Origin of the sequence: Acinetobacter sp. WC-743 (assembly GCF_000335555.1) — a bacterium.
Taxonomy (GTDB): Bacteria; Pseudomonadota; Gammaproteobacteria; order Pseudomonadales; family Moraxellaceae; genus Acinetobacter; species Acinetobacter bereziniae.
In genome coordinates this window covers 57,917-84,115 of sequence record NZ_AMFQ01000076.1, presented here as the reverse complement: position 1 = coordinate 84,115, position 26,199 = coordinate 57,917, and the positions used below count along the sequence as shown (strand labels likewise).

Below are 26,199 nucleotides of genomic sequence, written 5' to 3'. Positions count from 1 at the left end.
TCTATAGAAATAAAAAAATTTAAGTTTTAAAACGAATCTCTTTTTCAAAAAGTATTATTTAAATTTGATGACAGCAAAGTGGTTCATTTTCAAACAAAAATAGCGACATTGTGTCGCTATTTTTCATGTTTCGGCAATCTTATTTAAAGCATTTAAGCACGAGTGAGGTCTTTATCATGAACACCCAAGAGGTAAAGTACACCATCTAAACCAACACTTGAAATGGCTTGATTGGCATTTTGACGAACCAAAGGTTTAGCACGGAATGCCACGCCTAAACCAGCGATAGACAGCATCGGCAAGTCATTTGCACCATCACCCACAGCGATCGCCTGCTCTGGTGAAATTCCCATTTTTTCAGCCAATTCAGTCAATAAATATGCTTTGCGTGCACCATCTACGATATGTCCTTTCACTTCACCTGTGACTTGACCATTTTCAACATCAAGGATATTGGCATGAACTTCATCAATACCTAATTTCTCTTGTAGATATTCTGCGAAATATTGAAAACCACCCGATAAAATTGCAGTTTTATAGCCCAAAGACTTCAGAGTAGAAATTAAACGCTCTGCCCCTTCAGTAATGGTTAAACGTGCGGCAATTTTTGGTAAAACCTCAGCATCTAAGCCTTTCAACAAGGCTACACGTGCACGGAAGCTTTGCTGAAAATCCAATTCACCTTGCATGGCAAGTTCGGTGATTTCAGCAACCTTGTCTCCCACACCTGCTTCTTTCGCCAACTCATCAATGACTTCTTGTTCGATTAAAGTAGAGTCCATATCAAAGCAAACTAAACGGCGATTACGTCGGTAAGCATTGTCTTCCTGCACAGCGACATCAATGTTTAATTCAGCCGAAAGACGTAAACATGCTGCACGCATCGCTTGTGCATCTAGCATCTGTCCACTTAAACCAAATTGGACACATGAACGTTTGAGTATATCTTGATGCCCACCACGCTCAGGACGACCAGACAAACGAGTCACTGTTTCAATATTAAATCCCTGACTTGAAACAATATTTGTTACAGCTTGTAAGTGTGCAGCAGTTAATTCAGGTGCCAATGCCGTCACGATATAGCGGGTACGCCCACCTTCGCTTACCCATTGGTCATATTCTGTACCTGAAATTGGTTTAAAACGAACGGTAAGACCAATATCATGTGCTAAAATAAGGATGTCTTTCATTGCTAAAGCTGTTGCAGTCTGGTCGTTTGACGACACTACAATACCTAAAGTCAATTGATTGTGAATGACCGCCTGCCCTACATCTAATATTTGCAAAGAATGTACGGACAACACTTGCATTAATCGAGTAAACTGATTGGGTTGGTCAGGTCCTAAAAATGAAATAAGAATGATTTCTCGCATGAATTGACTCGGGTCTGAGCTACAACAATTGGAAGAATCATAATCGAAATCGAAATTTTTTGCTTTGGAAGTTTACGTTGAATGCGCCAAGACAAGGGCTATTTGCTAGCCTACTTATTGTAAGTTTTGCATTTCATACCTTTTTATTGGTAGTTGCAACAACACATCAGTTAAATGAAAACCGTGCCAGTCAAGGGCAACTGATGACCAGTCAACTGGTCACAGACAGCCTGTCTGAGCTTGAACCTGCGAATACAGTTTCATTGGCACTGTTGGCAAATCGTTATGCGACCAATCCAAGCGTTGCTTCGATTCGAATACTTGATGCTAAAAAACAAGTGCTTGCAACCAGCGGCATGGCAAAAACTCGCCAAGGTGAAGTATTTATTCGTGATGCATTGCAGAACGAGAAAAAAGTCGGAACGATTGAAATAACGTTAATCAAACCGAGTATTGGTGAAATTTTACGGACCCAATGGCTTGCGATTTTAGTTTCACTTTTGATCCACGCTTTTCTTTGGTTGGCTTATCGCGCAATTGCACGCCCAACGCGTAGTGAATATTTGGCACGTATCAATAATGAGGCGCGCTTAAAACACGAAATTCAACAATTAACAGAAGCTTTGGAGGCTGAAAAAGCCAATCGCACCTTAGCAATTGCTCAGGCACAGCAACAGGCTCAAAACAAAGTTAAACCTGAACCTAAAGTTGCGGTCACTTCTGCTGTCGATGATGATCAAGAAATTCTTGCATTGAATATTCAGTATTATGATCCAAAACAATTGATGAATACCGTCAATCAATCTGTATCTGTACCTTATTTTAACTTATGTCAGATTTTCCTGAATAAAAGCATTGAACTTTGTGCACAGCATTTCAAACTCAATTCTAAAGATTTCGTCATTCATCAAGCGTTTAATCAACACGGGGCGATCTTGAGTATTGATGCTGAAAAGCCCGATGCTGCACAATCCATACTGATGATTGGTTCAGTGTTCCAATTGCTGTCTGAGGTTCTGTACAAACGTTATCGCGAAGACAAACGCTTCGTTTTACAAACACGCTGTGCCGTGACCACTTCTGTAGAAGCAATGCAGTTGGATGCTAAACATGCAGCAGAACGTTTGGTGAATCATTTAATTGCTAAAGAAATGGCACTGTACTTAAGCAATGATCAACTCAAACATATTGGTGATTGCTATCAATTGGTCGCTTTACCAAATCCTACCAATGTACTGACACGCCACGCATTTATGATTAATGGAATGAATAATGAGTGTGCTGAGCTTGCACAAAATATTCGTACAGAAATTTTAAAAGGAAAAAAACAAAACGTCAGTTCTGAACCTGTTTCAGACCTATGATTCAAATCAGCATAAAAGCGTTCTACCCATAAAGGTAGAGCGCTTTTTTATTTTTACTTGCTTTAATACTCATAAGCTCATCTTATTTTTTTCGAAATAAGCGTTTAATGTTTGTTCAAAATCTGCATAAATCAATTTTCCTTCTCTTTTCATCCCCCTATAAGCTTGTGTATAACTATGAGCGGTAAAGGAAGATGATAAGCATAGGCAAAATACGTAAAAACGCGTTAGACTATGTGCCGAATGAATCCAATGAAAATGTCACACGACAGAACAAAAAGGTGAAGGTTGATGCCGCTCAATACCGTTGAAGAGCTTGTAGCAGATATCCGTGCAGGGAAAATGGTTATCCTGATGGATGACGAAGATCGTGAAAATGAAGGCGATTTGGTGATTGCTGCAACACATGTACGTCCTGAAGACATCAACTTTATGATTACACATGCACGTGGTCTAGTGTGCTTAACCTTGAGTCGTGATCGCTGTAAGCAACTGGATTTACCGTTGATGGTCGATCACAACGGTGCTCAACACAGCACAAACTTCACGCTTTCAATTGAAGCAGCAAACGGTATTACAACAGGCATTTCCGCGGCAGAACGTGCACATACCATTCAGACTGCGGTTGCTGCACATGCCAAACCTTCTGATATTGTACAACCAGGTCATATTTTCCCATTGATGGCTCAACCAGGTGGTGTACTTCACCGTGCTGGGCATACCGAAGCAGGTTGTGACCTATCTCGTTTGGCAGGCTTAGAACCAGCTTCAGTGATCTGCGAAATCATCAATGAAGACGGTACAATGGCACGTCGTCCAGATCTCGAAGTGTTTGCAGAAAAACATGGTTTGAAAATTGGCACGATTGCAGACCTCATCCATTATCGAATGACCAATGAACAAACGGTAGAACGTTTGGATCAGCAAAGCATTGATACTGAATATGGAACATTTGATCTTTACCGTTACCGTGAAATCGGTAACCCAGATATTCATTTGGCTTTGGTGAAAGGTGAACCTAAACAAGGTGTAACCACTGTACGTGTACACGGTTTCAATCCTGCTCGCGACTTACTTAAACTCAATAAAAAAGATGGTGAGCCTGCGTGGAATCTAGATAAAGCACTGAAAACGATTGCCCATAGTGATCGTGGTGTATTGGTCTGGATCGGGCAACGTCATTTATCTGATTTAGGTCCAGCGTTAGAAGCATTGGGCAAACCAAAGCCGACCAAATCAAATGCCGCACTTTCTCAGCAATATCAAACGATTGGTGTAGGTGCTCAGATTCTACGTGATTTGGGCGTAGAAAAAATGAAGTTGCTAAGCTCGCCACTCCGTTTCAATGCATTATCAGGATTTAATCTGGAAGTGGTTGAGTATATTACCGCTGAACAAGAGATTGATTCATAATTGTTTCAATTGATCTCTTTGATCTGGGTGATTCCATGAAAGAAAGCATTTGATCAAAGAAATCTGTAAAATAACTTATCTGTAAAATTATCGAGGTTGCTATGGCGATTCGCCGAATTGAAGGTTTATTACATCTCGCGAGCGAAGACCGTTACGCGATTTTAGTTGGTCGTTTTAACAGCTTTGTTGTTGAACATTTATTAGAAGGTGCAATTGATACATTGCATCGTCATGGTGTAAGCGACGATAATATCACTGTCGTTCATGCACCTGGCGCATGGGAACTTCCTGTTGTCGCTAAAAAACTTGCAGCTTCAGGTAAGTTTGATGCAGTGATCGCTCTTGGCGCAGTGATTCGTGGAAGTACTCCACATTTCGACTTCGTTGCAGGTGAATGTGCCAAAGGTTTAGGTGTAGTTGGTTTAGATACTGGTTTACCTGTAATTAATGGTGTATTGACTACGGATAGTATTGAACAGGCGATTGAACGCTCTGGTACAAAAGCAGGTAATAAAGGTGGTGAAGCTGCCCTTACTGCAATTGAAATGGTTAACCTGTTAAAGGCAATTTAAAGCATGTCGCAAACACTCCAAGCTACTTATGCAGCGAAACGTAAAGCACGTCGCTTTGCTGTACAAGGGATTTATGAATGGCAAATGAGCCACAACCCAGTGCATGAAATCGAAGCACGTACACGTGCTGAAAATGCTATGCATAAAGTGGATCTGAGCTATTATCATGAGTTGCTCACTACTGTGATCGCAAACCATGAAGCATTGGATGCTTTACTTATTCCAGTACTTGATCGTGAGATTGATGCATTAGACGGTGTAGAACTTGCTACATTACGTTTAGGCGCATATGAACTCAAAGATCATCTTGAAATTCCATATCGCGTGGTACTGGATGAAGCCATTGAATTGGCAAAACACTTTGGTGGTGCGGACAGTCACAAATACATCAATGGTGTATTAGACCGTTTAGCAACAAGCCTGCGTGAAGCAGAAAAACAACAAGCGAAATAAGTTGTTTTTACATGGCTGAGTTTTCAATTATTGAACGCTATTTCAATTGTCAGCAACAGTCTGATGTTGACTTAGGTGTTGGAGATGACTCAGCCCTGCTCACCCCGCCTTTAAATCACCAACTGGTGATTTGTACAGATACACTTGTCGCAGGACGGCATTTCCCCTTAGATACTTCTGCCCATGCCATTGGTTGGAAATCTGTCGCTGTCAATCTTTCAGACATTGCTGCCATGGGTGCAAAACCGCATAGCATTCTTCTGGCATTGAGCTTAGCCCAAATCGATCATGACTGGCTAAAAGATTTTAGTCAGGGCTTATATGATTGTTGTGATCAATTTGGGGTACGTTTAATTGGTGGTGACACTACACAAAGCCCTCAGCTGACCATCACTGTAACCGCACTTGGCTGGATTGAAACTGGTCAAGCTGTGACGCGTGCGCAAGCACAAGTGGATGATCTGATTGTGGTCAGTGGTTCTATAGGTGATGCCGCATTTGCGCTACAACATTTAGGGCATCCCCTTCAACAACGTCTAGATTACCCAACACCTCGTTGTGAACTTGGCGCAATGCTCAAAGGTTTAGCGTCAAGCATGATTGATGTTTCAGATGGTTTGGCTCAAGACCTTGGGCACATCTTGGACGCTTCTAAAGTCGGTGCTAAAATTAATTTAAATCAACTCCCGATTAATCCTGCTTTAAGGGATTTAAGTGAAAATCAGCAATGGAAATATGCTTTGGCTGGCGGAGATGACTATGAATTATGCTTTACAATAAGTATGCAAAATTATGATAAACTTTTGCAATTACAACCCAATGTAAGCACTACAATTATTGGAAAAGTTACACAACAATGTGGCATTGCATTTGAGAAAGATGGCTTAGACCATTCATTGCAACTTCAAGGGTACCAACACTTTGCATAAACCTCCGATTGTCTTTAAAAATATGACATGGACAGAACGCTTTATTGTGTTCTGTGGTGTAGGCTTTGGTTCTGGTTTAGCACCCAAAGCACCAGGCACTTTCGGCTCTGCTTTTGCCCTATTGTTTATCCCCATTTGGCTTGCAATTGGCTTTTATGGCGCCATATTGGCAATCATCATTATGTCTTTGGTTGGCATCTGGATTTGTGGAAAAACGGCAGACATTATTCATGTGCATGATGATGGTCGAATCGTTTGGGATGAGTTTGCAGGGCAATCTATTACATTTCTTCCCTTGATCTATATTGGACAAATGAATTGGATATGGGTGGTGGTTGGCTTTGCATTGTTCCGCTTATTTGATGTTTGGAAACCTTGGCCAATTCGCATTATTGATGAAAAAGTTGATGGCGGTTTTGGCATCATGTTCGACGACATTATTGCAGGGGTCTGGGCAGCAATATGTATCATGATTTATTTATATTTTAAAATGGCTTAAGCCAGATCTGTTAGGTGTGATATGTCTACAACTGTGATCATTCTTGCGGCGGGTAAAGGAACGCGTATGCGCTCACGTTTACCGAAGGTACTTCAACCTTTAGCAGGACGTCCATTACTCGGTCATGTAATTGAAACAGCGAAACAATTACAAGCAAAAAATATTATTACCATTTTTGGGCATGGCGGTGATCTGGTTCAACAGGCATTCGCACAAGAAAACGTTGAATGGGTAGAACAAACTGAGCAATTGGGTACAGGGCATGCCGTTAAAGTGACCTTACCTGTTTTACCTAAAGATGGAATTTCGTTAATCCTTTCTGGTGATGTACCTTGTGTCCAACACAGTACCTTGCAACGTTTAATCGATGTGTCCACGACAACAGGTATTGGCTTAGTTACATTGACGCTTGAAGATTCAACCGGTTATGGACGTATTGTTCGTAAAGATGGAAAAATTCAAGCAATCGTTGAACATAAAGACGCTTCTGAAGAACAACGCCAGATTAAAGAAATTAACACAGGTATTTACTGTGTCAGCAATGCAAAACTGCATGAATGGTTACCTCAACTCAGTAATGATAATGCGCAAGGTGAATACTACCTGACTGACATCGTTGCAATGGCATTGGCTGACGGAATGGAAATTGCCTCAATTCAACCTGAATTGGCATTTGAAGTTGAAGGCGTTAATGATCGTATCCAACTTGCGGCTTTGGAACGTGAATTTCAAAACTATCAGGCCAAACAACTGATGCAACAAGGTGTGCATTTGATTGACCCATCACGTTTTGACTTACGTGGTCAACTCACAGTGGGTACCGATGTTCGTATTGATATCAATGTGATTATCGAGGGCAATTGTAGCTTTGGTGATGGTGTTGAAATCGGTGCAGGCTGTGTGATTAAAAATACTCAAATCGCTGCAGGTACTAAAGTTCAAGCGTATAGCGTATTTGAAGATGCTGTGGTGGGTTCGAATGTATTGATTGGTCCATTTGCACGCCTTCGTCCAGGTGCTCAACTCGCAGACGAAGTGCATATTGGAAACTTTGTAGAAGTTAAAAACTCCACAGTTGGTCTAGGCTCAAAAGCAAATCATTTTACCTATTTAGGTGATGCTGAAATTGGTGCAGGCTCCAATATTGGTGCAGGTACCATCACCTGTAACTATGATGGTGCCAATAAGCACAAAACAATCATTGGTGATAATGCCTTTATCGGCACCAATAATTCTCTGGTTGCCCCAATCAAGATTGGTCATGGCGCAACCACAGGTGCTGGTTCTGTGATTACCCATGACGTCGCTGACAACAGTCTTGCATTTGAACGTGCAAAACAAATTTCTAAAGAAAATTATCAACGTCCCCAAAAGGTCAAGAAATAAGAGGATATTAATATGTGTGGTATTGTTGGTGGCGTTGCTGAACGAAGCATTACAAATATTTTAATTGAAGGTCTAAAGCGCCTTGAATATCGTGGTTATGACTCTGCTGGTGTTGCCCTTGTTGACCAAGGTCAAATCTTGCGTGAACGTCGTGTTGGTAAAGTTGCCAATTTAGAAGGGGCAATTTCTGAATCAAATATTTTAGGTTCCCTGGGTATTGCGCACACGCGTTGGGCAACTCACGGTAAACCTACTGAAAATAATGCCCATCCACATATTTCTGGGCATGTGGCTGTTGTACATAATGGTATTATTGAAAATTACCAAGAACTCAAAGATGATCTTGAAGCACTTGGTTATGTATTCACTTCACAAACAGACACTGAAGTTGTTGCACATTTAATTTCTGAAGCACTCAAATCAACGCCAAGTTTACTGAAAGCAGTTGAAGAGGTTGTTCCTCAACTGAAAGGTGCTTATGCATTGGGTATCGTACATACTGATTTTCCTGATGAATTGATCGCTGTGCGTGAAGGTTCACCTTTAGTCATCGGAGTAGGTATTGGCGAAAATTTTATCAGTTCTGATCAATTGGCGCTTTTACCTGTCACCAATCGTTTTATTTATCTTGAAGAAGGTGATATTGCACGTTTAACCCGTGAAACTATTGAGGTTTTTGTTAAAGATCAATTGGTTAAGCGTCCTGTTAAGGAGTTAGATGCCGCAGTAAGCAATGCATCAAAAGGTGAATACAAGCATTATATGCTCAAAGAAATCTATGAGCAGCCTGAAGCAATTCAGCAAACCATTTCTCAAGCCTTAAATGGCAATGCATTGCGTGAAGACTTTTTACAAAATGCTGAAGTTGATTTTAAAAATGTCCAACAAATTCAAATTCTTGCTTGTGGAACCAGCTACCATGCGGGGATGATTGCAAAATATTGGTTTGAACAACTGATCGATTTGCCATGCCAAGTTGAAATTGCCAGCGAGTTCCGTTATCGCTCGCCAGTGATTGTAGCAAACACCCTGTATATCTGTATTTCACAATCAGGTGAAACAGCGGATACTTTAGCCGCCTTGCGTGACACCCAAAAACGCGCGCAGGCAAAAGGCTTAAATATTTGCACCATGACCATTTGTAACGTTGCAACATCGTCAATGGTTCGTGAAACCAACCATCATCTTTTAACCCTTGCTGGCCCTGAAATTGGTGTTGCTTCAACCAAAGCATTTACCACTCAGCTTGCAGCTTTGATGTTGTTAGCGCTAAAACTGGGTCAAGTTAAACAAAGCATCAGTGCAGAATCTATTGAACAAATTACCTCTGCGTTATGGCATATTCCAAAGGTTATTCTTGATACCTTACAAAATGATGCGGAAATTTTACGTTTATCAGACCTGTTCAAAGAGAAACAACACTGTTTATTCTTGGGTCGCGGTACAGAATTCCCGATCGCTTTGGAAGGTGCTTTAAAGCTTAAAGAAATTTCATATATCCATGCTGAAGGTTATGCTGCTGGCGAATTGAAACATGGTCCATTGGCTTTGGTTGACAATGATATGCCTGTGGTTATTCTTGCACCGAATGATGATATGTTGGATAAACTCAAATCCAACATGGAAGAAGTTCAAGCGCGTGGCGGTGAATTATTTGTGTTTGCCGATGAAAACAGTGGAATCGTCAATAAAGACCGCCAACATGTTGTTAATGTACCTGCAGTCAACGGATGGTTAGCGCCGATTGTTTACAGTGTGCCAGTACAGTTGTTGTCTTATCATGTTGCTGTTTTACGTGGTACAGATGTAGACCAACCGCGTAATTTGGCTAAATCAGTCACTGTTGAATAGTTCATATTTTAGATATTGAGTATATGTATCTGATTGATAAAATCTAATATATACCCATAGTAAAAGATCCACACAATTCATGCATGAAAATGGCATGGATGTGTGGATTTTTTTATAAAAGACTATATAGATAGAAGTACATCAGACTTTAAATATTTTGATCAATAATAAAATAGAACAGTTAACATAAACACATTTGACAAAACAAACATATGAACATATATTCATATGTAAGCAATCTAATAATGTAGAGGTCCTTATGGGACATAATCACAATCATATCCATAACAGCCATAGCGATCATGACCATGCGCCTGAAGCGAATGGTGGAAATGAGAAAAAAATTCTAATTTCATTTTTCATTATTTTTAGTTTCATGCTCGTCGAAGCTGCTGGAGGAATCATATCTGGTTCACTGGCACTTCTTGCGGATGCAGGACATATGATGACAGATGCACTTGCATTAGGCTTAGCTTACGCAGCCTTTCGCTTTGGTCGCCGCACCGCAGATAAATCCCGTACTTTTGGTTATATGCGATTCGAAGTGATTGCAGGGTTAATCAATTCTCTAACTTTGTTTGGGATTGTGGGTTGGATCGTTTATGAAGCTGTTGTACGCTTTCAATCACCTCAACCCGTTCTTGCGGGACCCATGTTCATTGTGGCTATTATCGGAATGTTGGTAAATATCTTTGTATTATGGTATCTGACACGTAATGACACAGATCATGTGAATGTTAAGGGTGCAATTCTCCATGTGATGGGTGATTTATTGGGTTCTGTTGCTGCAATTATCGCGGCGATTGTGATCTGGTACACAGGTTGGACCCCTATTGATCCTATTTTGTCTGTTCTTGTCTCATTACTGGTATTACGTAGCGCATGGGCATTGTTTAAACAAACCATTCATATCCTATTAGAAGGTGCTCCTGCAAATGCCAATACTACAGATATCACCACGCACTTATTAAAATCTGTTCAAGGCATTCAGAAAATTAGCCATATTCATGTGTGGATGATCACATCTGGAAGAGCAATGGCAACATTACACGTCCAACCTGAAGCGGGTGTAGATATCAAGACCCTCACCGAACAAATTGAACATGAATTAAAAACCAAATTTGATATTGAACATCCAACTGTTGCCATTGATTGGCAAGGCGATAGCTCATGTAGCCTTGAAAAGCCTGTCAAAATTGATCCTCATGCTGGGCATAGTCACTAAGTTCTGCATCAATCAACCACAAAACGCCACAAGGGAGTTATATTAACCATGTGGCGTTAACGTTCAAACTTAGGATCTATGTTTTGAAGCGTCTTTGTTTATTCTTCGTGTTTAAATCCAACTCAAAATATGAATGAAAATAAAGATTCAAATCAAGAAAACTAGCATAACATAGTCAATCAGTTAAAAAATCACACAAAAAATACCAATAAAATCAACACAATATATTTTTCATTATATAAAGCTTGCAATACCACCCTATGCTTCTAAAGTTTGAATCGATTTGCGTAAGCGATGTTTTACTTTTTAGAGATGAAAAGATAACAAAAATCCTTTGTTTGACAGGGATCTTGCGCTGCAAACAAAGCAGTGCTTTGTTTTTGCTCATATCGCACTTAACCGACGGCGGCAGCCATGCCACCAACCGCAATAGCGATGTCTGGTAAAATTTACTGATGAAAAAAGCAAAGCCCTTTTCATTTAAATTAGGATGAACTCATGTTAAGTGAATCATATTGATTGTTATAATTTTCTAAAGACCAGAATACCGAAATTAACCACACTGCTCTTCTGCAATATGTTTTGCCATATCAGACAAAACATGGCTCACATGTGTATCGGCAATTTCATACAAGACTTGCTTCGCCTGACGTTCACTTTTAACCAATCGTGCAGAACGTAATAAACGTAAATGGTGGCTGACCAAGGATTGAGACAAGTCCAGTGCCTCACAAATATCACCTACAGGGCTAGGTCCACGCATACAGAACATAAGAATTCTCAGACGTGACGCATCACCTAAAAGCCGAAAAGTTTCAGCCAGAATAATAATGTCGTCCTGTGATATTTCTGTTGAACCTTCTTTAACACTCATATTTCTGTCATTGTTCATCATTGATCGTCATCAAAGATTCTACCCTTGCGCTCCTCATCAGAACAAGACTTAATATCGAGAAAGAAATCTTTCTGTGGACGTGAATTTAATCACCATTAATCAACTATACCCCTTAACTTAAAATGAATGATGCCAAACTTAATCCCTCTTCATACATTTATATGAAAGCCACAGGCAAATTCATCTTTTTTTCATATAGGAAATGGTTTCTTACCATGCTTATTATTTGCATACATGGAGTTAAAAGTATAATCATAGAGGAACTAAAAATGCCTATTCATACGGAACATGATCCACGGTTAAAATCAGTACTTAAAACACGCCACATTAGCATGCTAGCCCTTGGAGGTGTAATTGGGGCTGGCTTGTTTGTCGGTTCTAGTTCAGTAATAGCTGCAGCAGGTCCAGCAGCTTTCATCTGCTATGCTATCACAGGAATAATGGTTGGGCTGATTATGAGAATGCTTGGCGAAATGGCAGCAGCTCACCCTTCCAAAGGCTCGTTTGTGGATTTTTCCCGATTAGCCTTTGGTAATCTTGCAGGATTCTCAACAGGATGGCTTTATTGGTATTTCTGGGTTGTTGTCGTTGGCTTTGAAGCAGTTGTTGGTGGACAAATTATTAATCAATGGTTGCCACATATTCCAGTTTGGATTATCTCGCTAGCGCTGTTAATACTTATGACTTCTCTTAACTTATTATCAGTAAGTTCATTTGGTGAGGCAGAGTACTGGTTTGCTGGAATTAAAGTAGCAGCAATTATTGTATTCTTAGTTATAGTCGGTGCATATGTATTTAAAGTATGGCCAAATTCAACAGCTTCTTTTTCTAATTTGACTCAGCATGGCGGTTTCTTGCCACATGGCACATTAGCACTATTTTCTGGAGTTGTTTCAGTAATATTCTCAATGAGTGGGGTAGAAGTTGCTACAATCGCTGCTGCAGAATCCGATAATCCCACTAAAAATATACGTCGTGCTGTAAATACTGTGATGGCGCGTATCTTAGTCTTTTTTGTGTTATCTACACTATTCATTGTTGTTGCTCAACCTTGGACTAGTATTATTCCTGGCAAATCCCCATTTGTCGCTACACTTGAAAAAATGGGCATTCCTGGTGCTGGTACAATATTGACAATCGTTATACTAGTTGCTGTTTTATCTGTGCTAAACGCAGGTTTATACACTGCTTCTCGTTTATTACATGTGTTAAGTTCAAATAATGAAGCTCCAAGCTGGTTAGCAAGAAAAAATAAGCGCGGTGTACCAGTTTTGGGGGTCCTCACCTCTACTTTAGTGGGATATGGATGTGTTGTAATTGCGGCATTGTGGCCAGACACTGCATTCCAGTTTTTACTTGATTCATCTGGTGCTCTATTTCTATTTATATATTTAGTGATTTGCTTATCACAGTTAAAATTACGAAAAAAATGGATACAGGAAGGAACTTTAACGTTTAAGATGTGGTTGCATCCTTGGTTACCGTTATTTGTAACTCTATGCATCATCGCTGTTTTAGTTAGTATGGGGATCAATCCAGCTACACGACTTAGCTTATTACAGTCCATAATTGCAATCTTTGTTATTGTTATTGCATACTTCGCTATGAAAATTGTTAGCCCCAATAAGGCATCACAGGTCCAACAAATTAATTCTGTAAGACACACTAAATAATTAGAATCCTCTTGTATTGTTGAGTGAATAAATCTCGGTATACCAATACCGAGATTTTAATTTCCAAATCAATAATTAAAACTATACTTATATATAAAAGCTTTATGACAGCGATTGTCCCCTTCCCCTAATATCGAAGTAGACACATTTTTGCTGGTTGAACGTATTACTTAATGACTAGAACTACTTGGATATTAATGTGACTTTTCCAAAGCTACCTCATGTTGATAATAATCCTGAGTTGACCTCATCCAAATTGCTAGAGTTGTGTAAAGATAAAAGTATAAGAATCGTACATATAATCAAGGAAGCTACAAAAATGTTTTATTGAATGATTCATTCAGGAAGGGCGTTCTCGATACTTATTTATTTGAAAACCTGACATAGGTTAGAGAAATAGTGTAGTTATAACGTTTGTATAATAATGAGCAGCGACCACATTAGAGGTAAGATAATTTACTCACTACAGTTTTTAGAAAAGAACTGGAAAGCTCAAGTTTAGAATTCTCTCATTAATGGGAAAGCAGAAAATGTTTACTTAATTCAAGAAAAATGGCTTAAACATCAAGAGGTTTAAGCCATTCAACTATTTTGTATTATTATTCAAACTATAAGGTAGGCATTGAAAATTGAGCACCTTCTCGTATTTGTGCAGTTGGCCAACGCTGAGTGATCGTCTTGCGGCGAGTGAAGAAACGTACGCCGTCTGGACCATACATAAATAAATCACCAAATAATGAACGCTTCCAGCCACCGAAACTTTGATAAGCTACTGGCACAGGCAGTGGAATATTAATACCAACCATACCAACTTGAATGTTATCTGCAAAATAACGAGCAGCTTCTCCATCTCTAGTATAAATACAGGTACCATTCCCATACTCATGTTCATTGATTAATTCCATTGCTTCCTGCATTGTCTTAACACGCATAACCTGAAGTACTGGGCCGAAGATCTCTGCCTGATAACTACTCATGTCTTTGGTAACCCCATCGATCAATGTAGCCCCGACATAAAAACCATTTTCGTAATCTGAATGAACGAGATCTGAACCATCTACACAAATAGTAGCTCCTTGCTGCTCAGCACTCTTAATATGTCCAATAACTTTGGTTTTATGTTCTACGGTAATTACAGGTCCAAAATCATTTTGTTTATCTGAATGAATACCTACTTTTAAACCTGCCATCGCATCTTTTAAAGCTGCAATCATTTTGTCAGCAATTTCATCACCAACTGCAACCGCAACAGATAGAGCCATACATCGCTCGCCAGAAGAACCAAAAGCAGCTCCTAATAAGGAATTCACGACATTATCTAAATCTGCATCAGGCAAAACAATTGCGTGATTCTTCGCACCGCCAAGAGCTTGGCAACGCTTACCATTGGCGGTAGCAGTTCTATAAATATATTCAGCAATTGGAGTAGACCCCACAAAACTTACTGCCTGAATGTCTTTATTAACCAAAATAGCATCTACAGCTTCTTTGCCACCATTTACTACGTTAAGTACACCATCAGGTAAACCAGCTTCTTTTAACAACTGAGCAATATATAAAGTCGCACTAGGATCCCGTTCAGAAGGTTTTAGGACAAAAGTATTTCCACATACAATTGCCATTGGGAACATCCATAGCGGAACCATTACAGGAAAATTGAATGGTGTAATACCCGCAACCACACCTAGTGGATGAAATTCACTCCACGAATCAATATTTGGACCAACATTACGACTATGTTCGCCTTTCAATAATTCAGGCGCACCACATGCATATTCGACATTCTCAATACCACGCTGTAATTCTCCAGCTGCATCATGAATAATTTTCCCATGCTCTTCGCCAATTAAACGACAAATTTCAGCACTATTTTGCTCTAGTAATTCTTTAAATTTAAACATGATGCGAGCACGTTTTAGTGGAGGTGTTTTACTCCATGATGGAAATGCTGCTTTAGCTGAAGCGACTGCTTCATCGATTGTTTTAGCTCCACCTAAACTTACTTGCTTACTGATCTCACCTGTTGATGGATTGAATACTGGTTGAGTATTGCTTTCATCTACAACTACTTCGCCATTGATAAAATGTCCAACGATTTGGCTCATTTGATTCTCCTTAACTTTAGATATTTTCCTTAAGGAAATGATTGAATTAATAAATTGTGAATATTTTTCGAACTGTTTCAGTAACATCCCAACGACCTGTCCAGCCAACAGGTAGAATTATTAAATCGCCTTCACTTACAGAAATGGCCTCACCTGTCTTGTCATCAGTTAGAGTTGCTTTACCTGAAATAATGTAGCAAAACTCGGTATCCTTTCTGTCGATAACAGGCCATCCTCCTGGTTGACACTCCCAAATCCCTAAATTCCCTTGAGCATTAGGTGCAAGAGTTTGAACTCCTAATTGAGGGTTTCCACTATCAGCGCCAGCACGTAAACCTGCAGCAGGTAAGTTACCGTTTTCAATTTCATCGCGCTTAACAATAGTCATACTTGTCATATAGTTACTCCTTTAGAATTAATGAGCGCCAGTCAATGCTTCTAGTGCAGATGCAACTGTAGAAGGACGGTTAGTCATGTTTTCTTCTTTATCGGCAAACGCCGTTGCAGATAAACCAAAATTAATCCCCATCCATCGTAAAGGCTCAGGTTCCCATAAAGGAGAAGCATGATTTACGATTGGCAGCTTATTAATTGGTTCTGAAATATTCAAAATTAAGTTCTTAAGAATTCGTCCTGAAAGGTTACTCATCGCGACGCCATCCCCAACATAATGGCCACCCCAAGCAATACCAGTATTCTGATCAAAACCTACAGATGGTGACCAATCGCGGGCAACCCCAAGTGCTCCGCCCCATCGATGAGTTATTTTTAAACTGCTTAAAGTTGGGAAAAAATCATTAATAGTGCTACGGATACTTTCATGAACGTTATCAACAAGATCAAATTCAGGTGAAATTGTTGAACCATAGTGATAAGGTGCGCCACGCCCACCAAAAATCAACCGTCCATCAGCAGTCATTTGTGCATAGACACGCAAATGCCTCATATCATTAAAAGCTAACCTATGGTTTAACTTCAGATCATTTCTTACAGATGCAGGAATTGGTTCGGTGGCCAGTACTAATGAATACAAAGGAATAATTGATCGTTTATATCCATCTAATTGGCATGAATAACTTTCTGTAGCTTTTACAATAATAGGCGCTTTAACTTTGCCTGTTAGAGTCGTAACTTGCCCAGAATTTATATGTGTTACGGCACTTTTCTCATAAATTTTAGCACCTAATTTTTCTACAGTTTTAGCCAAACCTCTAACAAGCTTACCTGGATGAATTACAGCACAATGTGGCGTATAAATTGCCCCCAATGCATTAGAAACATTAATCTTTGATCTTGTTGCTTTAGCATCAAGGAAATACCATTGGTCAGGTAAACCAAAATCTTTCGAAGCCTTAACTGAAGATTTTGCACGCTGTAGTTGGGCCTGTGTTCGAGCAATTGATAAAAATCCGTCTTTAGAATAATTTGCATCAATACCTTCTAATTGAAGAACTTGACCAATTTCATCTACTGTCTCATTCATAATTTGCTGTAAAAACAGTGCACTTTGATGAGATGAATTTTTTGCTACTTTAGACAGTGAAATTGGAAATATGGCAGAAGCCCAACCGCCATTACGACCTGATGCTCCAAATCCAGCATGTTCACGCTCTAAAATTACAACGCTAAGAGAAGGTAATGCTCTAAGTAAATAATACGCAGTCCATAAGCCTGTGTAACCAGCTCCAATAATGACTATATCAGCATCAACTTCAGTATTTAACGATGGTCTTTCATCAGTTTTTTTATACCAATATGGAATATTTGGTAATTTGATGAGCTCATCCCTAAGTGCTTCATTCATTTGTTATTCCTCAAACATTTTTAGTATTGATTGAGGATGTTAAGCCCATGTTGAGCACGATTCTATTGGTAAGATAAGTATAAAAACTGCTATCTTTTATACAAATGTATGATGAAAAAAGTAGGATGCTTATGATTACTATTGATGAATTGGTAAAAAACAATAATTTAGGTCTAACTTTTAAATCTGGTAGATCAGGCGGCAAACGAATAGTAAAATGGGCTCATGCTGTAGATTTACCAGATCCTTGGCATTGGATATCTCCTGGCACCCTCGTGATGACCACTGGTGGTGGTTTACCAATTGAACCAATTGAACAGATAGAATGGTTACGTCAGCTCGCTGAAGCTCAAGCGAGTGCCATTGTTATTGCCCCTAGAGATTTTTCACCTTCTATTACTCAGGAGATGCTTGATGAAGCAAGTGATTTGGGATTTCCAATATTAGGAGCTAGTTTTGATTTAGAGTTTTTAAGATTAGCGCGTTTGGTCATTGAAAGCGTTTTACAAGCTCAGAGAGACCGTTTTGATGCAGGAAATAAGTTATTTCAAGTCTATACTGATGCGTTATGGGAAAGTTCACAATTAGATGAACGACTACAGATTATCGAACAAAAGTTATCTTTAAATTTACAAATCTTAGATAATGAAACTCTCACTCCTATTTTTAATTTTAATTTTCCAGTACCAAAAGATAATATTACATATAGTGTAAAAATACCGGGTAGAACCCAAACCACTTTAAATATTATTAATAAAGAGTCACGTTTTTTTGATGAGACATTTTTACCACGCATATTAGCTGGCTTACTGAGTATTGAGCTAGAACGTGAAATGATAGACCGTGATGGAATTCGAGAAGAAGGTGAAGCTTTATTTGATGACTTGTTAAATGGGGAAATTGAGTTTGGTGCTGCAAAAATTATGTTAGAAAGACGTGGCTTACTAGGTAAATTAGTTACTATTGCAATTATTCCCTCAAATAAAGGATCTCGCCAATACACAAATATCCATCATATACCTGAATTTTATAAAATTTATCCATTATTTTCTCGTGATGAAAATAGAATATTTGCAGTACTTCCTGACGATAGTAATTTATTAAATGCGCTTATTAATTGTTTTGGAAAGGGGACAAAAATAGGCATAAGTAGCCCAATTACAGCAATGCTTGGTTTCAAAGAAAGTATTTTCCAGTCATGTTTAGCTTTAGGAAGAATCAAAGAAAGCCAAACCGATTTAATTCACTACAACCATCTAGATTTAGAACTAGCCTTAGGTCCTAAGACTGTTGCAGAAGCAAGAGCTGTTGTTGGTCATTATTTTGGTCGTATTTTAGAATATGAACAAACTAACTCCCTACCATTGCTCAAAACCTTAGCCGTATTTTTAAAATATGATGGCAATTGGAAGGTAACCGCTTCTAAATTAGATATTCATCGGCAAACACTAGTCTATAGATTGAAAGTTATAGAAGAATTAACAGGCATAAAGCCCACAACAAGCTTAGGTATTACTCGTTTTTGGATAGCTTTAGAAGCAGCAAAAATTATTGGCATTTTAAAAGATTATTAATATTAACCATTTGATATAAATTATTTTATGACTATTCACACAACATTTATCAAGATTGATTTAATTGAAGTTTAAGCTGCTTTCCACAAGCAATAATGGTTTTCCGATCAGCATCAATTGCCCCATGCGCAATGGCGATGACCCGCATTTGCAGAGTAATATCATAATGAGGATAAGATGCAGAACGATGAAATAAACGCGAATCTATGCCTAACATGTTTGCAAAATGGTGTAATTCCTCTAGCGTATCTGCCATGAGATGACACCATTCTTTGCCTTTAAACGGTACTTTTGCACGATCCACATAAACGCTCATAGCAACATTCATTTCCCATATTTCAGATTGATTATCACATGAAAATCATCAATGATTGAACATCGCATCAAATCATAATAAGCCATCATTTTAAGATAAAACATCATGAAAATTTACCAAGCCACGACGCTCCATGCAAATCAACTTTATGCACTAGGCAACACAACATATCGCCAACATTTTAGTGATATTTGGACAGAACAAGGATTACAAAATTTTCTCAACCAAGATTTTAGTCTTGAAAACTTATCGAAATCTCTAGCGGACCCGCAACAAATTTGGATATTGGCTGAAAATGAGCATGCTCAACTGATCGGCTACGCCAAACTCAACCTTAATCAATACCAGCCCAATTTAGCGCGTATGGGTGCTGAATTACAGAAAATTTATTTACTCAAAGATGTCATTGGAAAACATATAGCCGCACATTTAATGCAATATATGATTGAGATTGCAAATCAACATCATCAAGCCTATATCTTCTTAGAAGTGTTAAAAACCAATGCGCGTGCAAAAAAATTCTATCAAAAATTTGCCTTTACAGAACAATTAAGTCTCGACTTTAAAACTGATTTATATGATATTGGCATGGATTTAATGCAGCTCGAATTAAACTCAAGATGACCCCAAAATACCTGATCAGCGCATGTCTTGTCGGTGAAAATGTCCGTTATGATGCTCAAAACTGTTTACACGATAAACTTAAACAGTTGCTCGACAATCAACAAGCTGTTGTGATTTGCCCTGAAGTTTCAGGTGGTTTAAGTACACCTCGACCATCTGCTGAAATTGTGGGTGGTGATGGTTATGCTGTTTTATTGGGGCAAGCTAAAGTACAAGATGCCAATGGTGACGATGTTTCTTCAGCATTTATTCAGGGGGCAGAAAAAACACTTAAACTTGCACAACAACATCAAGTTACACACATTGTTTTAAAAGCCAATAGCCCTTCTTGCGGTTCAAATATGATTTATGATGGTTCATTCTCTGGACAAAAAGTGCAAGGCAAAGGTGTCACGACTGCCCTCTTGGAACAACATGGATTTGTTGTACTGACTGAAGATGAGTTTTTAAAACAACTTGATAGTGAATAAATCACTGTAAATAAAAAACTAAAATTCAGCGCTCTAAATGAGCGCTAAAGTTGTACGGTACTAGGGTTTATTTTCCGACATTTTATCCGCTTTCGCTGCCCAGTATGTGGCTAAGATTGGACCCGAAATATTATGCCATAAACTGAAAATTGCGCTGGGAACAGCAGTCACAGGAGACGCAGCAAAATGAAGCGCAGCCAAGGTTACCCCTAAGCCTGAGTTTTGCATACCCACCTCAATCGCTACAGCTTTGGAATCTGGGTAAGATAAATTGAATAAACGACTTGCCCAATAGCCCAGTAAAAAACCTAGTCCGTTATGTAGAATAACCACACCAAGAATCAGCAAACCTGATTGCAAAATAGATGCCTTACTGGCAGCAATAATTGCTGCGACGATGACGACAATCGCAATTACAGAGACCAATGGCATCACTTGGATATACTGCTCAGTCTTTTGTTTGAACACACTTCTTAAGATCACACCCAAGATGATCGGGAAGATCACCACTTTAAGAATATCTATAAACATTGAACCTGCATCAATCGGAATCCATTGGCTTGCCAAAACATAGAAAATAGCAGGTGTTAAAATAGGCGCTAAAAATGTTGAAACAGAAGTACATGTGACAGATAAAGCGGTATTGCCTTCTGCCATATAAGTAATCACATTGGAAGCAGTCCCGCCTGGGCAACATCCAACGAGGATTACCCCTACAGCGATTTCTGGCGGTAAATTAAAAATCTTGCAGAGAAAAAATGCTACGCTTGGCATCACCACAAAATGAGCCACCACACCGATCACCACTGCTTTTGGATTAGACAATACATTTTTAAACTCATCGACTGTCATGGTCATTCCCATCCCTAGCATAATGATGCCAAGAACCCATGGAATATAAGCTTTCATCCATACAAATGCATCGGGAAAGCATAATGCGATGAATGCAAATACAACGACCCAAAGTGCAAAAGTTTTTTGCACAAACTGACTAAAGCGTAAAATTGCTGACATTGTCCCTACCCAAATAGGTTTAAAATCAAGGCTTATCTTAAAGCATGTCGTTTAAATCAGTATCACTTTTCTCAAATGCTCAAATTTATGCAGTCATTTATGATTGAGGGTAATCAAGAATATCTTTTGAAACCATACGCTTTACGCCAGCAGCCAGCATTTCTTGCCATGCATGTTGTAATGAGCCATGCAGATCAATTGCTTTGGTCGCATCGGAAATCACAAAGGTCTTAAAACCTAATCTAGCCGCATCCATTGCAGTCCACGCGACGCAAAAGTCTGTCGCAATGCCAACAATATATACAGTGTCGATCTGACGTTCTCGCAAATACCCTGCCAAACCTGTTGTGGTTTTATGATCTGCTTCCATAAAGGCTGAGTAACTGTCAATGTGCGAATGAAAACCTTTACGAATAATCAATTGCGCAGTAGGAATATTTAAATCAGGATGGAATTCAGCATCCTCTGTGTCTTGCACACAATGAGAGGGCCACAGCACTTGTGGACCATAGTCCAGTTGAATGACATCATAAGCTTTATGTTGAGGGTGTTGTTCAACAAAAGAAATATGGTTTGCAGGATGCCAGTCTTGTGTCAGTACAATATTGTCAAAATGATCTGCCAATTGATTGATGAGCGGTATGATTCTTTCTGCTTGGGCAACCGCTAGGTTTCCCCCTGAAGTAAAACCATTTTGCACATCGACAACAATTAAGGCGCTACGCTCAGTTTGCAACATTTCCCTATCCTTATACTGGCTAAATCTCAGCTATTCTAATGATCAATATGACACGCGTTGATGACCTAACATACAATAAAAAAGCTCACTTTTGCGAGCTTCTTATCAAAATCAAGGATTCAGTTTTGCAGCTTGATCAAATGATCTCAAAATGGTGAAGTATTTACACCATCATTACATCTATCACCACAGCAAACTCAGCTTCAAAGTATGCCCAGTGTATTAATAATCTGATAAGACAATTTCAATACTCGATAATAAACTCTCAATAACCCAACAACCGAATACAAAACAGTCTATAAAATATCTTAGGGTTTTATTTTTGAAACTTAGGCTGGTATAAATTTCATGCAAGTATATATGCAAAAAATCACCTGTATTTTCGGTATAAAAAATCTAAAAATAAAATTTATTCAACTGAAATGTGAGTGAATTGTTGCTTTTTTTAAAGAATTTCCAAGCTTTGACTAAAGCATATTGTTCTGTCTCGCTGAATCAGTCATAATTTGGGTAAGCATTATGCAATCTTTCGAATGATTGCTTTTCGCTCAAATCAAAATACTGCAACCATCCCAATCCTTGTTTACTCAAACGCATGCGGATGGAAAAATAGGATATTTTTTTAAAATGACTCAGCAAGCACAGACCATTCAAGGCTCAATTGTCGCAATCGTCACCCCTATGTTTGAAGATGGCAGCGTAGATTGGAAGGGTCTCGAGAAGCTCGTTGAGTGGCACATAGAACAAGGCACTAATAGTATTGTTGCTGTCGGCACAACTGGTGAAGCATCTACTCTTAGCATGGCAGAACACACAGAAGTAATTAAAGAAATTATCCGTGTAGCCAATAAACGTATTCCAATTATTGCCGGTACTGGTGCAAACTCGACACACGAAGCGATCGAACTCACCAAAGAAGCTAAACAGCTCGGCGCAGATGCCGCACTTTTAGTGACCCCTTATTATAACAAGCCAACACAAGAAGGCTTATTCCAACATTATAAAGCAGTTGCAGAAGCTGTTGATTTACCGATCATTCTTTACAATGTTCCAGGTCGTACAGGTGTTGATTTACATAATGATACTGCCATTCGTTTAGCAGATATTCCTCAAATCGTTGGAATTAAAGATGCAACAGGCGATGTACCACGTGGTAAACAATTGATTGATGGTTTACAAGGTAAAAACATGTTGGTGTATTCTGGTGATGATGCGACGGCAAATGAACTGATGCAGTTAGGCGCAAAAGGCAATATCTCTGTGACTGCCAATATTGCTCCTAAAATCATGAGTGAACTTTGTGCGGCTGCACTTGCTGGTGATGCAAGTACTGCAAAGGTTAAAGATGACCAAGTTGCAAAATTAAACAATATTCTATTTTGCGAATCGAACCCAATTCCAGTGAAATGGGCACTTCATGAAATGGAATTAATTGGTACAGGTATTCGCTTACCATTAACTCCACTTGCAGAAAAATACCGTACGCCTCTGCGTGAAGAACTCAAAGCAGTAGGTCTCATTTAATAAGAGCTTAGTATTATGCAATTACGTTTAGGTTTAACTCTTGCCATTTCAGCTTTAAGTTTGGCGGGTTGTAGTTCCCTTGGAATCAATAATGGTTCTTTAGATTATAAAAATACGACCACAGTAGAGCCGCTTAAGTACCCTGAAGGTTCAACAGTTAGACCTGCAACGCCTATGTATCCAGCTCCTATTGTTGACCCGCTGGCGCTTCAGCATGCACCTAAATTTGAAAATAAAAAAGGCAATCGTTATGACGTGCCTCGCCCAGAAGTTGCTCAAGTCAACACATCAACAGATGAAAGTGCAACAAGCACCGAAACTGTGGGCAGACCTCAAATTTTAACTGACGGAAATGGCAATCCATTGATCAAAATTGATGGAAATTCTGCTACAATTTGGCAGTACACACTTGCAACCCTCAGTAGTCTAAATTATAAGCTAATCGGTCAAAGCAAAAATGCCAATGAGGCAACTGTGAAAATCGATAATTCAACTTATATACTCAGACTTAGCTCAGTAGGTTCAAGCAACACACTTGCTGTGTTTAACGCAGACAATAGTTTTGCAGATAAAGAAAAAGCTGCAGGATTATTGACCCAGATTTACCAAAACTGGCCAGCCTAGTCGTTCTAGGCAATTTTTTTTTGCAAAAGGTTCCCCCATGTTAAAACAAACCTTGCTCTATACTGGTAAAGCGAAATCTGTTTATGAAACAGATAGCGCGGATCATCTAATTCTAGTTTTCCGTGATGATGCATCTGCATTCAATGGCGAAAAAATAGAGCAACTAGATCGTAAAGGTAAGGTGAACAACCGTTTTAATGCCTTTATCATGGAAAAATTGGCAGCGGCGGGTATCGAAACTCATTTTGAAAAACTTCTTTCTCCAACTGAAGTTTTGGTTAAAAAATTGCAAATGATTCCTGTAGAGTGCGTCATGCGTAACTATGCAGCAGGTTCATTATGCCGTCGTCTAGGTGTTGAAGAAGGTTTAGAACTTGTTCCACCAACTTTTGAATTGTTCTTTAAAGATGACGCTTTAGGCGACCCTATGGTCAATGAGTCTCAAGCGATTGCTTTAGGTTGGGCAAATGCGGAACAGCTTGCTCAAATGAAAGAATTGACTCAAAAAGTGAATGTGGTACTTAAAGACTTATTTGCTCAAGGCAACATGCTTCTTGTTGATTTCAAACTTGAATTTGGTGTTTTCCATGACCGTATTGTTTTAGGTGATGAGTTCTCTCCAGACGGTTGCCGTCTATGGGATAAAGACACTAAGAAAAAACTCGATAAAGACCGTTTCCGCCAAGGCTTAGGTGGTGTGGTTGAAGCTTATGAAGAAGTTGCTGCACGTATTGGTGTTGATCTTTCAGATCTTTAAGATCAATAATGTCGCAATAAAAAAGCTGAGTTGTTGAACTCAGCTTTTTTATTGCGCTTTAAATGTGTTTAAACTGCTATTTTTTGCAACAGATAATCATATAGATTTTCACCTGATTTTTGTTTAAAGCGATTTTTAAAGAGTGGAACCAAAAACTCAGGATTGATCTCAGCGAAGCTACTCTCCTCAAAGTCCTCATCAAACGAATCAGCATACTGAATAATCACGATGATTTCTTCGCCCTGCTGATTTTTTAATTTTCCTGCATCTCTTAAATCTTGTAATGCTTGGATGATGGTATTTTGATAATGCTCTCTCAAAGCAATATATTGCTCATCAGTACATTGTTTACCCAATGCTTCATAGAGTGCCATGATCGCATCATGTGTATGATTATTGGCAGTACTAGAATATTGCCATTCTGAAATCCACCATGCTTCGTACACATCTTCAAAAGATTTAAGGTTTTCTATGGTGCATCCCACATAAAAGAAACCACATAAATCTTCAACCATTCCCAAACCAAGGGCGCATAGATGCTGATCTTGTGTTAATTGTTGAATTTCAGCCAAAGCCTCTTGAATATCTTGATAAATAACTGAATATAAATGATCTTCTCTCATGGTCCTGTTCTTATGCGCTAAAGTTTAAGATCAGAGTTTACTATCAATGCTCAAATTTTGTATATCTGCTTTGGTTGAATCAAGACTGACTTTAATAAAGTTGCTCCAAAAATTAAGTATTGATCAATTGTATGAGGTTTTATCTCTATACAATCAAGCTAAGCTTAGACCAAACTTGCAATATTCAAAATAAAGTGTGCTATTACAATCTTTTAAAAACAGGTCAATTCATTGCTCAGGTATTGGATAAGTTTCATGATTTATTCGGTATAAAGTGCTTTGCCAATTATCTAAAAGCATCACTTTATAAAAAACGCTGTTGCGACATTTAAAACAAATTATTTTGTGCTTGACCTTCACATGATTGTAAAGATTAGAATGATTAAATATTA

The 26,199-nt window shown here is 38.9% G+C and carries 25 protein-coding genes; 16 read left to right on the top strand and 9 right to left on the bottom strand.

All coding sequences use genetic code 11. The features are described 5' to 3' along the window. Positions 1–152 precede the first annotated feature (152 nt). Positions 153–1,373 carry a phosphoserine phosphatase SerB gene (serB, locus tag ACINWC743_RS10465; protein ID WP_009585400.1) on the bottom strand — a complete coding sequence of 407 codons (1,221 nt, stop codon included), beginning with the start codon at positions 1,371–1,373 and terminating at the stop codon, positions 153–155. Between the two features lie 59 nt (positions 1,374–1,432). Here serB and ACINWC743_RS10460 point away from each other — a divergent pair, with 59 nt between their 5' ends. The 9 genes from ACINWC743_RS10460 (at position 1,433) to ACINWC743_RS10420 (ending at position 11,065) form a co-directional block, all read left to right on the top strand. Beyond that, positions 1,433–2,737: a hypothetical protein gene (locus ACINWC743_RS10460; RefSeq protein ID WP_085947559.1), complete on the top strand. Its 1,305-nt coding sequence runs from the start codon at positions 1,433–1,435 to the stop codon at positions 2,735–2,737. A gap of 291 nt (positions 2,738–3,028) precedes the next feature. After that, complete coding sequence (ribBA, locus tag ACINWC743_RS10455; protein WP_004825939.1) at positions 3,029–4,150, top strand: bifunctional 3,4-dihydroxy-2-butanone-4-phosphate synthase/GTP cyclohydrolase II; 1,122 nt, start codon at positions 3,029–3,031, stop codon at positions 4,148–4,150. Between the two features lie 101 nt (positions 4,151–4,251). After that, positions 4,252–4,722, top strand: a complete 471-nt coding sequence (gene ribE, locus ACINWC743_RS10450) for a 6,7-dimethyl-8-ribityllumazine synthase (RefSeq protein WP_004718750.1) — start codon at positions 4,252–4,254, stop codon at positions 4,720–4,722. Between the two features lie 3 nt (positions 4,723–4,725). Continuing rightward, positions 4,726–5,175 (top strand): transcription antitermination factor NusB, encoded by a 450-nt coding sequence (nusB, locus tag ACINWC743_RS10445; protein WP_004825937.1) that lies wholly within the window; start codon positions 4,726–4,728, stop codon positions 5,173–5,175. Between the two features lie 11 nt (positions 5,176–5,186). Beyond that, complete coding sequence (gene thiL / locus ACINWC743_RS10440; protein ID WP_009585377.1) at positions 5,187–6,104, top strand: thiamine-phosphate kinase; 918 nt, start codon at positions 5,187–5,189, stop codon at positions 6,102–6,104. A 22-nt stretch (positions 6,105–6,126) separates the two neighbouring features. After that, positions 6,127–6,603 carry a phosphatidylglycerophosphatase A gene (locus tag ACINWC743_RS10435; protein WP_009585439.1) on the top strand — a complete coding sequence of 159 codons (477 nt, stop codon included), beginning with the start codon at positions 6,127–6,129 and terminating at the stop codon, positions 6,601–6,603. Between the two features lie 21 nt (positions 6,604–6,624). Next, on the top strand, positions 6,625–7,989 hold the full coding sequence (gene glmU / locus ACINWC743_RS10430; protein WP_005035042.1) for a bifunctional UDP-N-acetylglucosamine diphosphorylase/glucosamine-1-phosphate N-acetyltransferase GlmU: 1,365 nt from the start codon (positions 6,625–6,627) through the stop codon (positions 7,987–7,989). Between the two features lie 12 nt (positions 7,990–8,001). Continuing rightward, complete coding sequence (glmS, locus tag ACINWC743_RS10425) at positions 8,002–9,840, top strand: glutamine--fructose-6-phosphate transaminase (isomerizing) (protein ID WP_009585381.1); 1,839 nt, start codon at positions 8,002–8,004, stop codon at positions 9,838–9,840. Positions 9,841–10,099: 259 nt separating this feature from the next. Continuing rightward, positions 10,100–11,065, top strand: a complete 966-nt coding sequence (locus ACINWC743_RS10420) for a cation diffusion facilitator family transporter (protein WP_009585434.1) — start codon at positions 10,100–10,102, stop codon at positions 11,063–11,065. Positions 11,066–11,618: 553 nt separating this feature from the next. On the opposite strand, the gene ACINWC743_RS10415 is transcribed toward ACINWC743_RS10420, so the two are convergent. Then, positions 11,619–11,939 (bottom strand): ArsR/SmtB family transcription factor, encoded by a 321-nt coding sequence (locus tag ACINWC743_RS10415; RefSeq protein ID WP_035300964.1) that lies wholly within the window; start codon positions 11,937–11,939, stop codon positions 11,619–11,621. A 290-nt stretch (positions 11,940–12,229) separates the two neighbouring features. Here ACINWC743_RS10415 and ACINWC743_RS10410 point away from each other — a divergent pair, with 290 nt between their 5' ends. Next, complete coding sequence (locus tag ACINWC743_RS10410) at positions 12,230–13,633, top strand: amino acid permease (protein WP_035300945.1); 1,404 nt, start codon at positions 12,230–12,232, stop codon at positions 13,631–13,633. A 608-nt stretch (positions 13,634–14,241) separates the two neighbouring features. Here ACINWC743_RS10410 and ACINWC743_RS10405 read toward each other — a convergent pair. Genes ACINWC743_RS10405 through ACINWC743_RS10395 form a run of 3 tightly spaced genes read right to left on the bottom strand, consistent with a single transcriptional unit; the run spans position 14,242 to position 17,542 of the window. Further along, positions 14,242–15,738: a CoA-acylating methylmalonate-semialdehyde dehydrogenase gene (locus ACINWC743_RS10405; protein ID WP_009585367.1), complete on the bottom strand. Its 1,497-nt coding sequence runs from the start codon at positions 15,736–15,738 to the stop codon at positions 14,242–14,244. A gap of 46 nt (positions 15,739–15,784) precedes the next feature. Next, positions 15,785–16,135, bottom strand: coding sequence for a cupin domain-containing protein (locus ACINWC743_RS10400; RefSeq protein WP_009585363.1), 351 nt, complete (start codon positions 16,133–16,135; stop codon positions 15,785–15,787). An 18-nt stretch (positions 16,136–16,153) separates the two neighbouring features. Continuing rightward, positions 16,154–17,542, bottom strand: a complete 1,389-nt coding sequence (locus tag ACINWC743_RS10395) for an NAD(P)/FAD-dependent oxidoreductase (RefSeq protein WP_009585380.1) — start codon at positions 17,540–17,542, stop codon at positions 16,154–16,156. A gap of 131 nt (positions 17,543–17,673) precedes the next feature. On the opposite strand from ACINWC743_RS10395, the gene ACINWC743_RS10390 reads away from it, so the two are divergent. After that, the gene (locus ACINWC743_RS10390; protein ID WP_009585376.1) at positions 17,674–19,116 is read left to right on the top strand and encodes a PucR family transcriptional regulator; all 1,443 of its coding nucleotides are present in this window, start codon (positions 17,674–17,676) and stop codon (positions 19,114–19,116) included. A 49-nt stretch (positions 19,117–19,165) separates the two neighbouring features. On the opposite strand, the gene ACINWC743_RS10385 is transcribed toward ACINWC743_RS10390, so the two are convergent. After that, entirely contained in the window at positions 19,166–19,432 is a 267-nt protein-coding gene (locus ACINWC743_RS10385) for a DUF4031 domain-containing protein (RefSeq protein WP_026040265.1), read from the bottom strand. 105 nt (positions 19,433–19,537) lie between these two features. Between ACINWC743_RS10385 and ACINWC743_RS10380 the strand changes: the two genes are divergently transcribed. Both ACINWC743_RS10380 and ACINWC743_RS10375 read left to right on the top strand, forming a co-directional pair. Then, positions 19,538–20,056 (top strand): GNAT family N-acetyltransferase, encoded by a 519-nt coding sequence (locus ACINWC743_RS10380; protein ID WP_009585429.1) that lies wholly within the window; start codon positions 19,538–19,540, stop codon positions 20,054–20,056. After that, complete coding sequence (locus ACINWC743_RS10375; protein WP_005035030.1) at positions 20,053–20,526, top strand: DUF523 domain-containing protein; 474 nt, start codon at positions 20,053–20,055, stop codon at positions 20,524–20,526. The genes ACINWC743_RS10380 and ACINWC743_RS10375 overlap by 4 nt, the downstream gene beginning before the upstream one ends. Before the next feature lie 60 nt (positions 20,527–20,586). On the opposite strand, the gene ACINWC743_RS10370 is transcribed toward ACINWC743_RS10375, so the two are convergent. Together ACINWC743_RS10370 and pncA are read right to left on the bottom strand one after the other, a co-directional pair. Continuing rightward, positions 20,587–21,540 carry a bile acid:sodium symporter family protein gene (locus ACINWC743_RS10370; protein ID WP_009585435.1) on the bottom strand — a complete coding sequence of 318 codons (954 nt, stop codon included), beginning with the start codon at positions 21,538–21,540 and terminating at the stop codon, positions 20,587–20,589. A 97-nt stretch (positions 21,541–21,637) separates the two neighbouring features. Then, positions 21,638–22,279 carry a bifunctional nicotinamidase/pyrazinamidase gene (gene pncA / locus ACINWC743_RS10365; RefSeq protein WP_009585403.1) on the bottom strand — a complete coding sequence of 214 codons (642 nt, stop codon included), beginning with the start codon at positions 22,277–22,279 and terminating at the stop codon, positions 21,638–21,640. Between the two features lie 627 nt (positions 22,280–22,906). Between pncA and dapA the strand changes: the two genes are divergently transcribed. From dapA to purC, 3 genes are read left to right on the top strand one after another with little or no spacing between them, the layout of a single operon-like run. Beyond that, positions 22,907–23,803 (top strand): 4-hydroxy-tetrahydrodipicolinate synthase, encoded by an 897-nt coding sequence (dapA, locus tag ACINWC743_RS10360; RefSeq protein WP_009585389.1) that lies wholly within the window; start codon positions 22,907–22,909, stop codon positions 23,801–23,803. A 15-nt stretch (positions 23,804–23,818) separates the two neighbouring features. Continuing rightward, positions 23,819–24,427, top strand: coding sequence for a hypothetical protein (locus tag ACINWC743_RS10355; RefSeq protein WP_009585430.1), 609 nt, complete (start codon positions 23,819–23,821; stop codon positions 24,425–24,427). Positions 24,428–24,464: 37 nt separating this feature from the next. Continuing rightward, positions 24,465–25,184: a phosphoribosylaminoimidazolesuccinocarboxamide synthase gene (gene purC, locus ACINWC743_RS10350; protein ID WP_004825848.1), complete on the top strand. Its 720-nt coding sequence runs from the start codon at positions 24,465–24,467 to the stop codon at positions 25,182–25,184. A gap of 68 nt (positions 25,185–25,252) precedes the next feature. Here the strand turns inward: purC and ACINWC743_RS10345 are convergent, their stop codons facing one another. Next, positions 25,253–25,807 (bottom strand): DUF4303 domain-containing protein, encoded by a 555-nt coding sequence (locus ACINWC743_RS10345; RefSeq protein ID WP_009585398.1) that lies wholly within the window; start codon positions 25,805–25,807, stop codon positions 25,253–25,255. Between the last annotated feature and the right edge of the window lie 392 nt (positions 25,808–26,199).

What these genes read in the sequence shown, in the direction of transcription:
- serB (WP_009585400.1), bottom strand. Translation starts at nt 1,373, where the DNA reads ATGCGAGAAATCATTCTTATTTCATTTTTAGGACCTGACCAACCCAAT.
- ribBA (WP_004825939.1), top strand. Translation starts at nt 3,029, where the DNA reads ATGCCGCTCAATACCGTTGAAGAGCTTGTAGCAGATATCCGTGCAGGG.
- ribE (WP_004718750.1), top strand. Translation starts at nt 4,252, where the DNA reads ATGGCGATTCGCCGAATTGAAGGTTTATTACATCTCGCGAGCGAAGAC.
- nusB (WP_004825937.1), top strand. Translation starts at nt 4,726, where the DNA reads ATGTCGCAAACACTCCAAGCTACTTATGCAGCGAAACGTAAAGCACGT.
- thiL (WP_009585377.1), top strand. Translation starts at nt 5,187, where the DNA reads ATGGCTGAGTTTTCAATTATTGAACGCTATTTCAATTGTCAGCAACAG.
- ACINWC743_RS10435 (WP_009585439.1), top strand. Translation starts at nt 6,127, where the DNA reads ATGACATGGACAGAACGCTTTATTGTGTTCTGTGGTGTAGGCTTTGGT.
- glmU (WP_005035042.1), top strand. Translation starts at nt 6,625, where the DNA reads ATGTCTACAACTGTGATCATTCTTGCGGCGGGTAAAGGAACGCGTATG.
- glmS (WP_009585381.1), top strand. Translation starts at nt 8,002, where the DNA reads ATGTGTGGTATTGTTGGTGGCGTTGCTGAACGAAGCATTACAAATATT.
- ACINWC743_RS10420 (WP_009585434.1), top strand. Translation starts at nt 10,100, where the DNA reads ATGGGACATAATCACAATCATATCCATAACAGCCATAGCGATCATGAC.
- ACINWC743_RS10415 (WP_035300964.1), bottom strand. Translation starts at nt 11,939, where the DNA reads ATGAGTGTTAAAGAAGGTTCAACAGAAATATCACAGGACGACATTATT.
- ACINWC743_RS10410 (WP_035300945.1), top strand. Translation starts at nt 12,230, where the DNA reads ATGCCTATTCATACGGAACATGATCCACGGTTAAAATCAGTACTTAAA.
- ACINWC743_RS10405 (WP_009585367.1), bottom strand. Translation starts at nt 15,738, where the DNA reads ATGAGCCAAATCGTTGGACATTTTATCAATGGCGAAGTAGTTGTAGAT.
- ACINWC743_RS10400 (WP_009585363.1), bottom strand. Translation starts at nt 16,135, where the DNA reads ATGACAAGTATGACTATTGTTAAGCGCGATGAAATTGAAAACGGTAAC.
- ACINWC743_RS10395 (WP_009585380.1), bottom strand. Translation starts at nt 17,542, where the DNA reads ATGAATGAAGCACTTAGGGATGAGCTCATCAAATTACCAAATATTCCA.
- ACINWC743_RS10390 (WP_009585376.1), top strand. Translation starts at nt 17,674, where the DNA reads ATGATTACTATTGATGAATTGGTAAAAAACAATAATTTAGGTCTAACT.
- ACINWC743_RS10385 (WP_026040265.1), bottom strand. Translation starts at nt 19,432, where the DNA reads ATGAGCGTTTATGTGGATCGTGCAAAAGTACCGTTTAAAGGCAAAGAA.
- ACINWC743_RS10380 (WP_009585429.1), top strand. Translation starts at nt 19,538, where the DNA reads ATGAAAATTTACCAAGCCACGACGCTCCATGCAAATCAACTTTATGCA.
- ACINWC743_RS10375 (WP_005035030.1), top strand. Translation starts at nt 20,053, where the DNA reads ATGACCCCAAAATACCTGATCAGCGCATGTCTTGTCGGTGAAAATGTC.
- ACINWC743_RS10370 (WP_009585435.1), bottom strand. Translation starts at nt 21,540, where the DNA reads ATGTCAGCAATTTTACGCTTTAGTCAGTTTGTGCAAAAAACTTTTGCA.
- pncA (WP_009585403.1), bottom strand. Translation starts at nt 22,279, where the DNA reads ATGTTGCAAACTGAGCGTAGCGCCTTAATTGTTGTCGATGTGCAAAAT.
- dapA (WP_009585389.1), top strand. Translation starts at nt 22,907, where the DNA reads ATGACTCAGCAAGCACAGACCATTCAAGGCTCAATTGTCGCAATCGTC.
- ACINWC743_RS10355 (WP_009585430.1), top strand. Translation starts at nt 23,819, where the DNA reads ATGCAATTACGTTTAGGTTTAACTCTTGCCATTTCAGCTTTAAGTTTG.
- purC (WP_004825848.1), top strand. Translation starts at nt 24,465, where the DNA reads ATGTTAAAACAAACCTTGCTCTATACTGGTAAAGCGAAATCTGTTTAT.
- ACINWC743_RS10345 (WP_009585398.1), bottom strand. Translation starts at nt 25,807, where the DNA reads ATGAGAGAAGATCATTTATATTCAGTTATTTATCAAGATATTCAAGAG.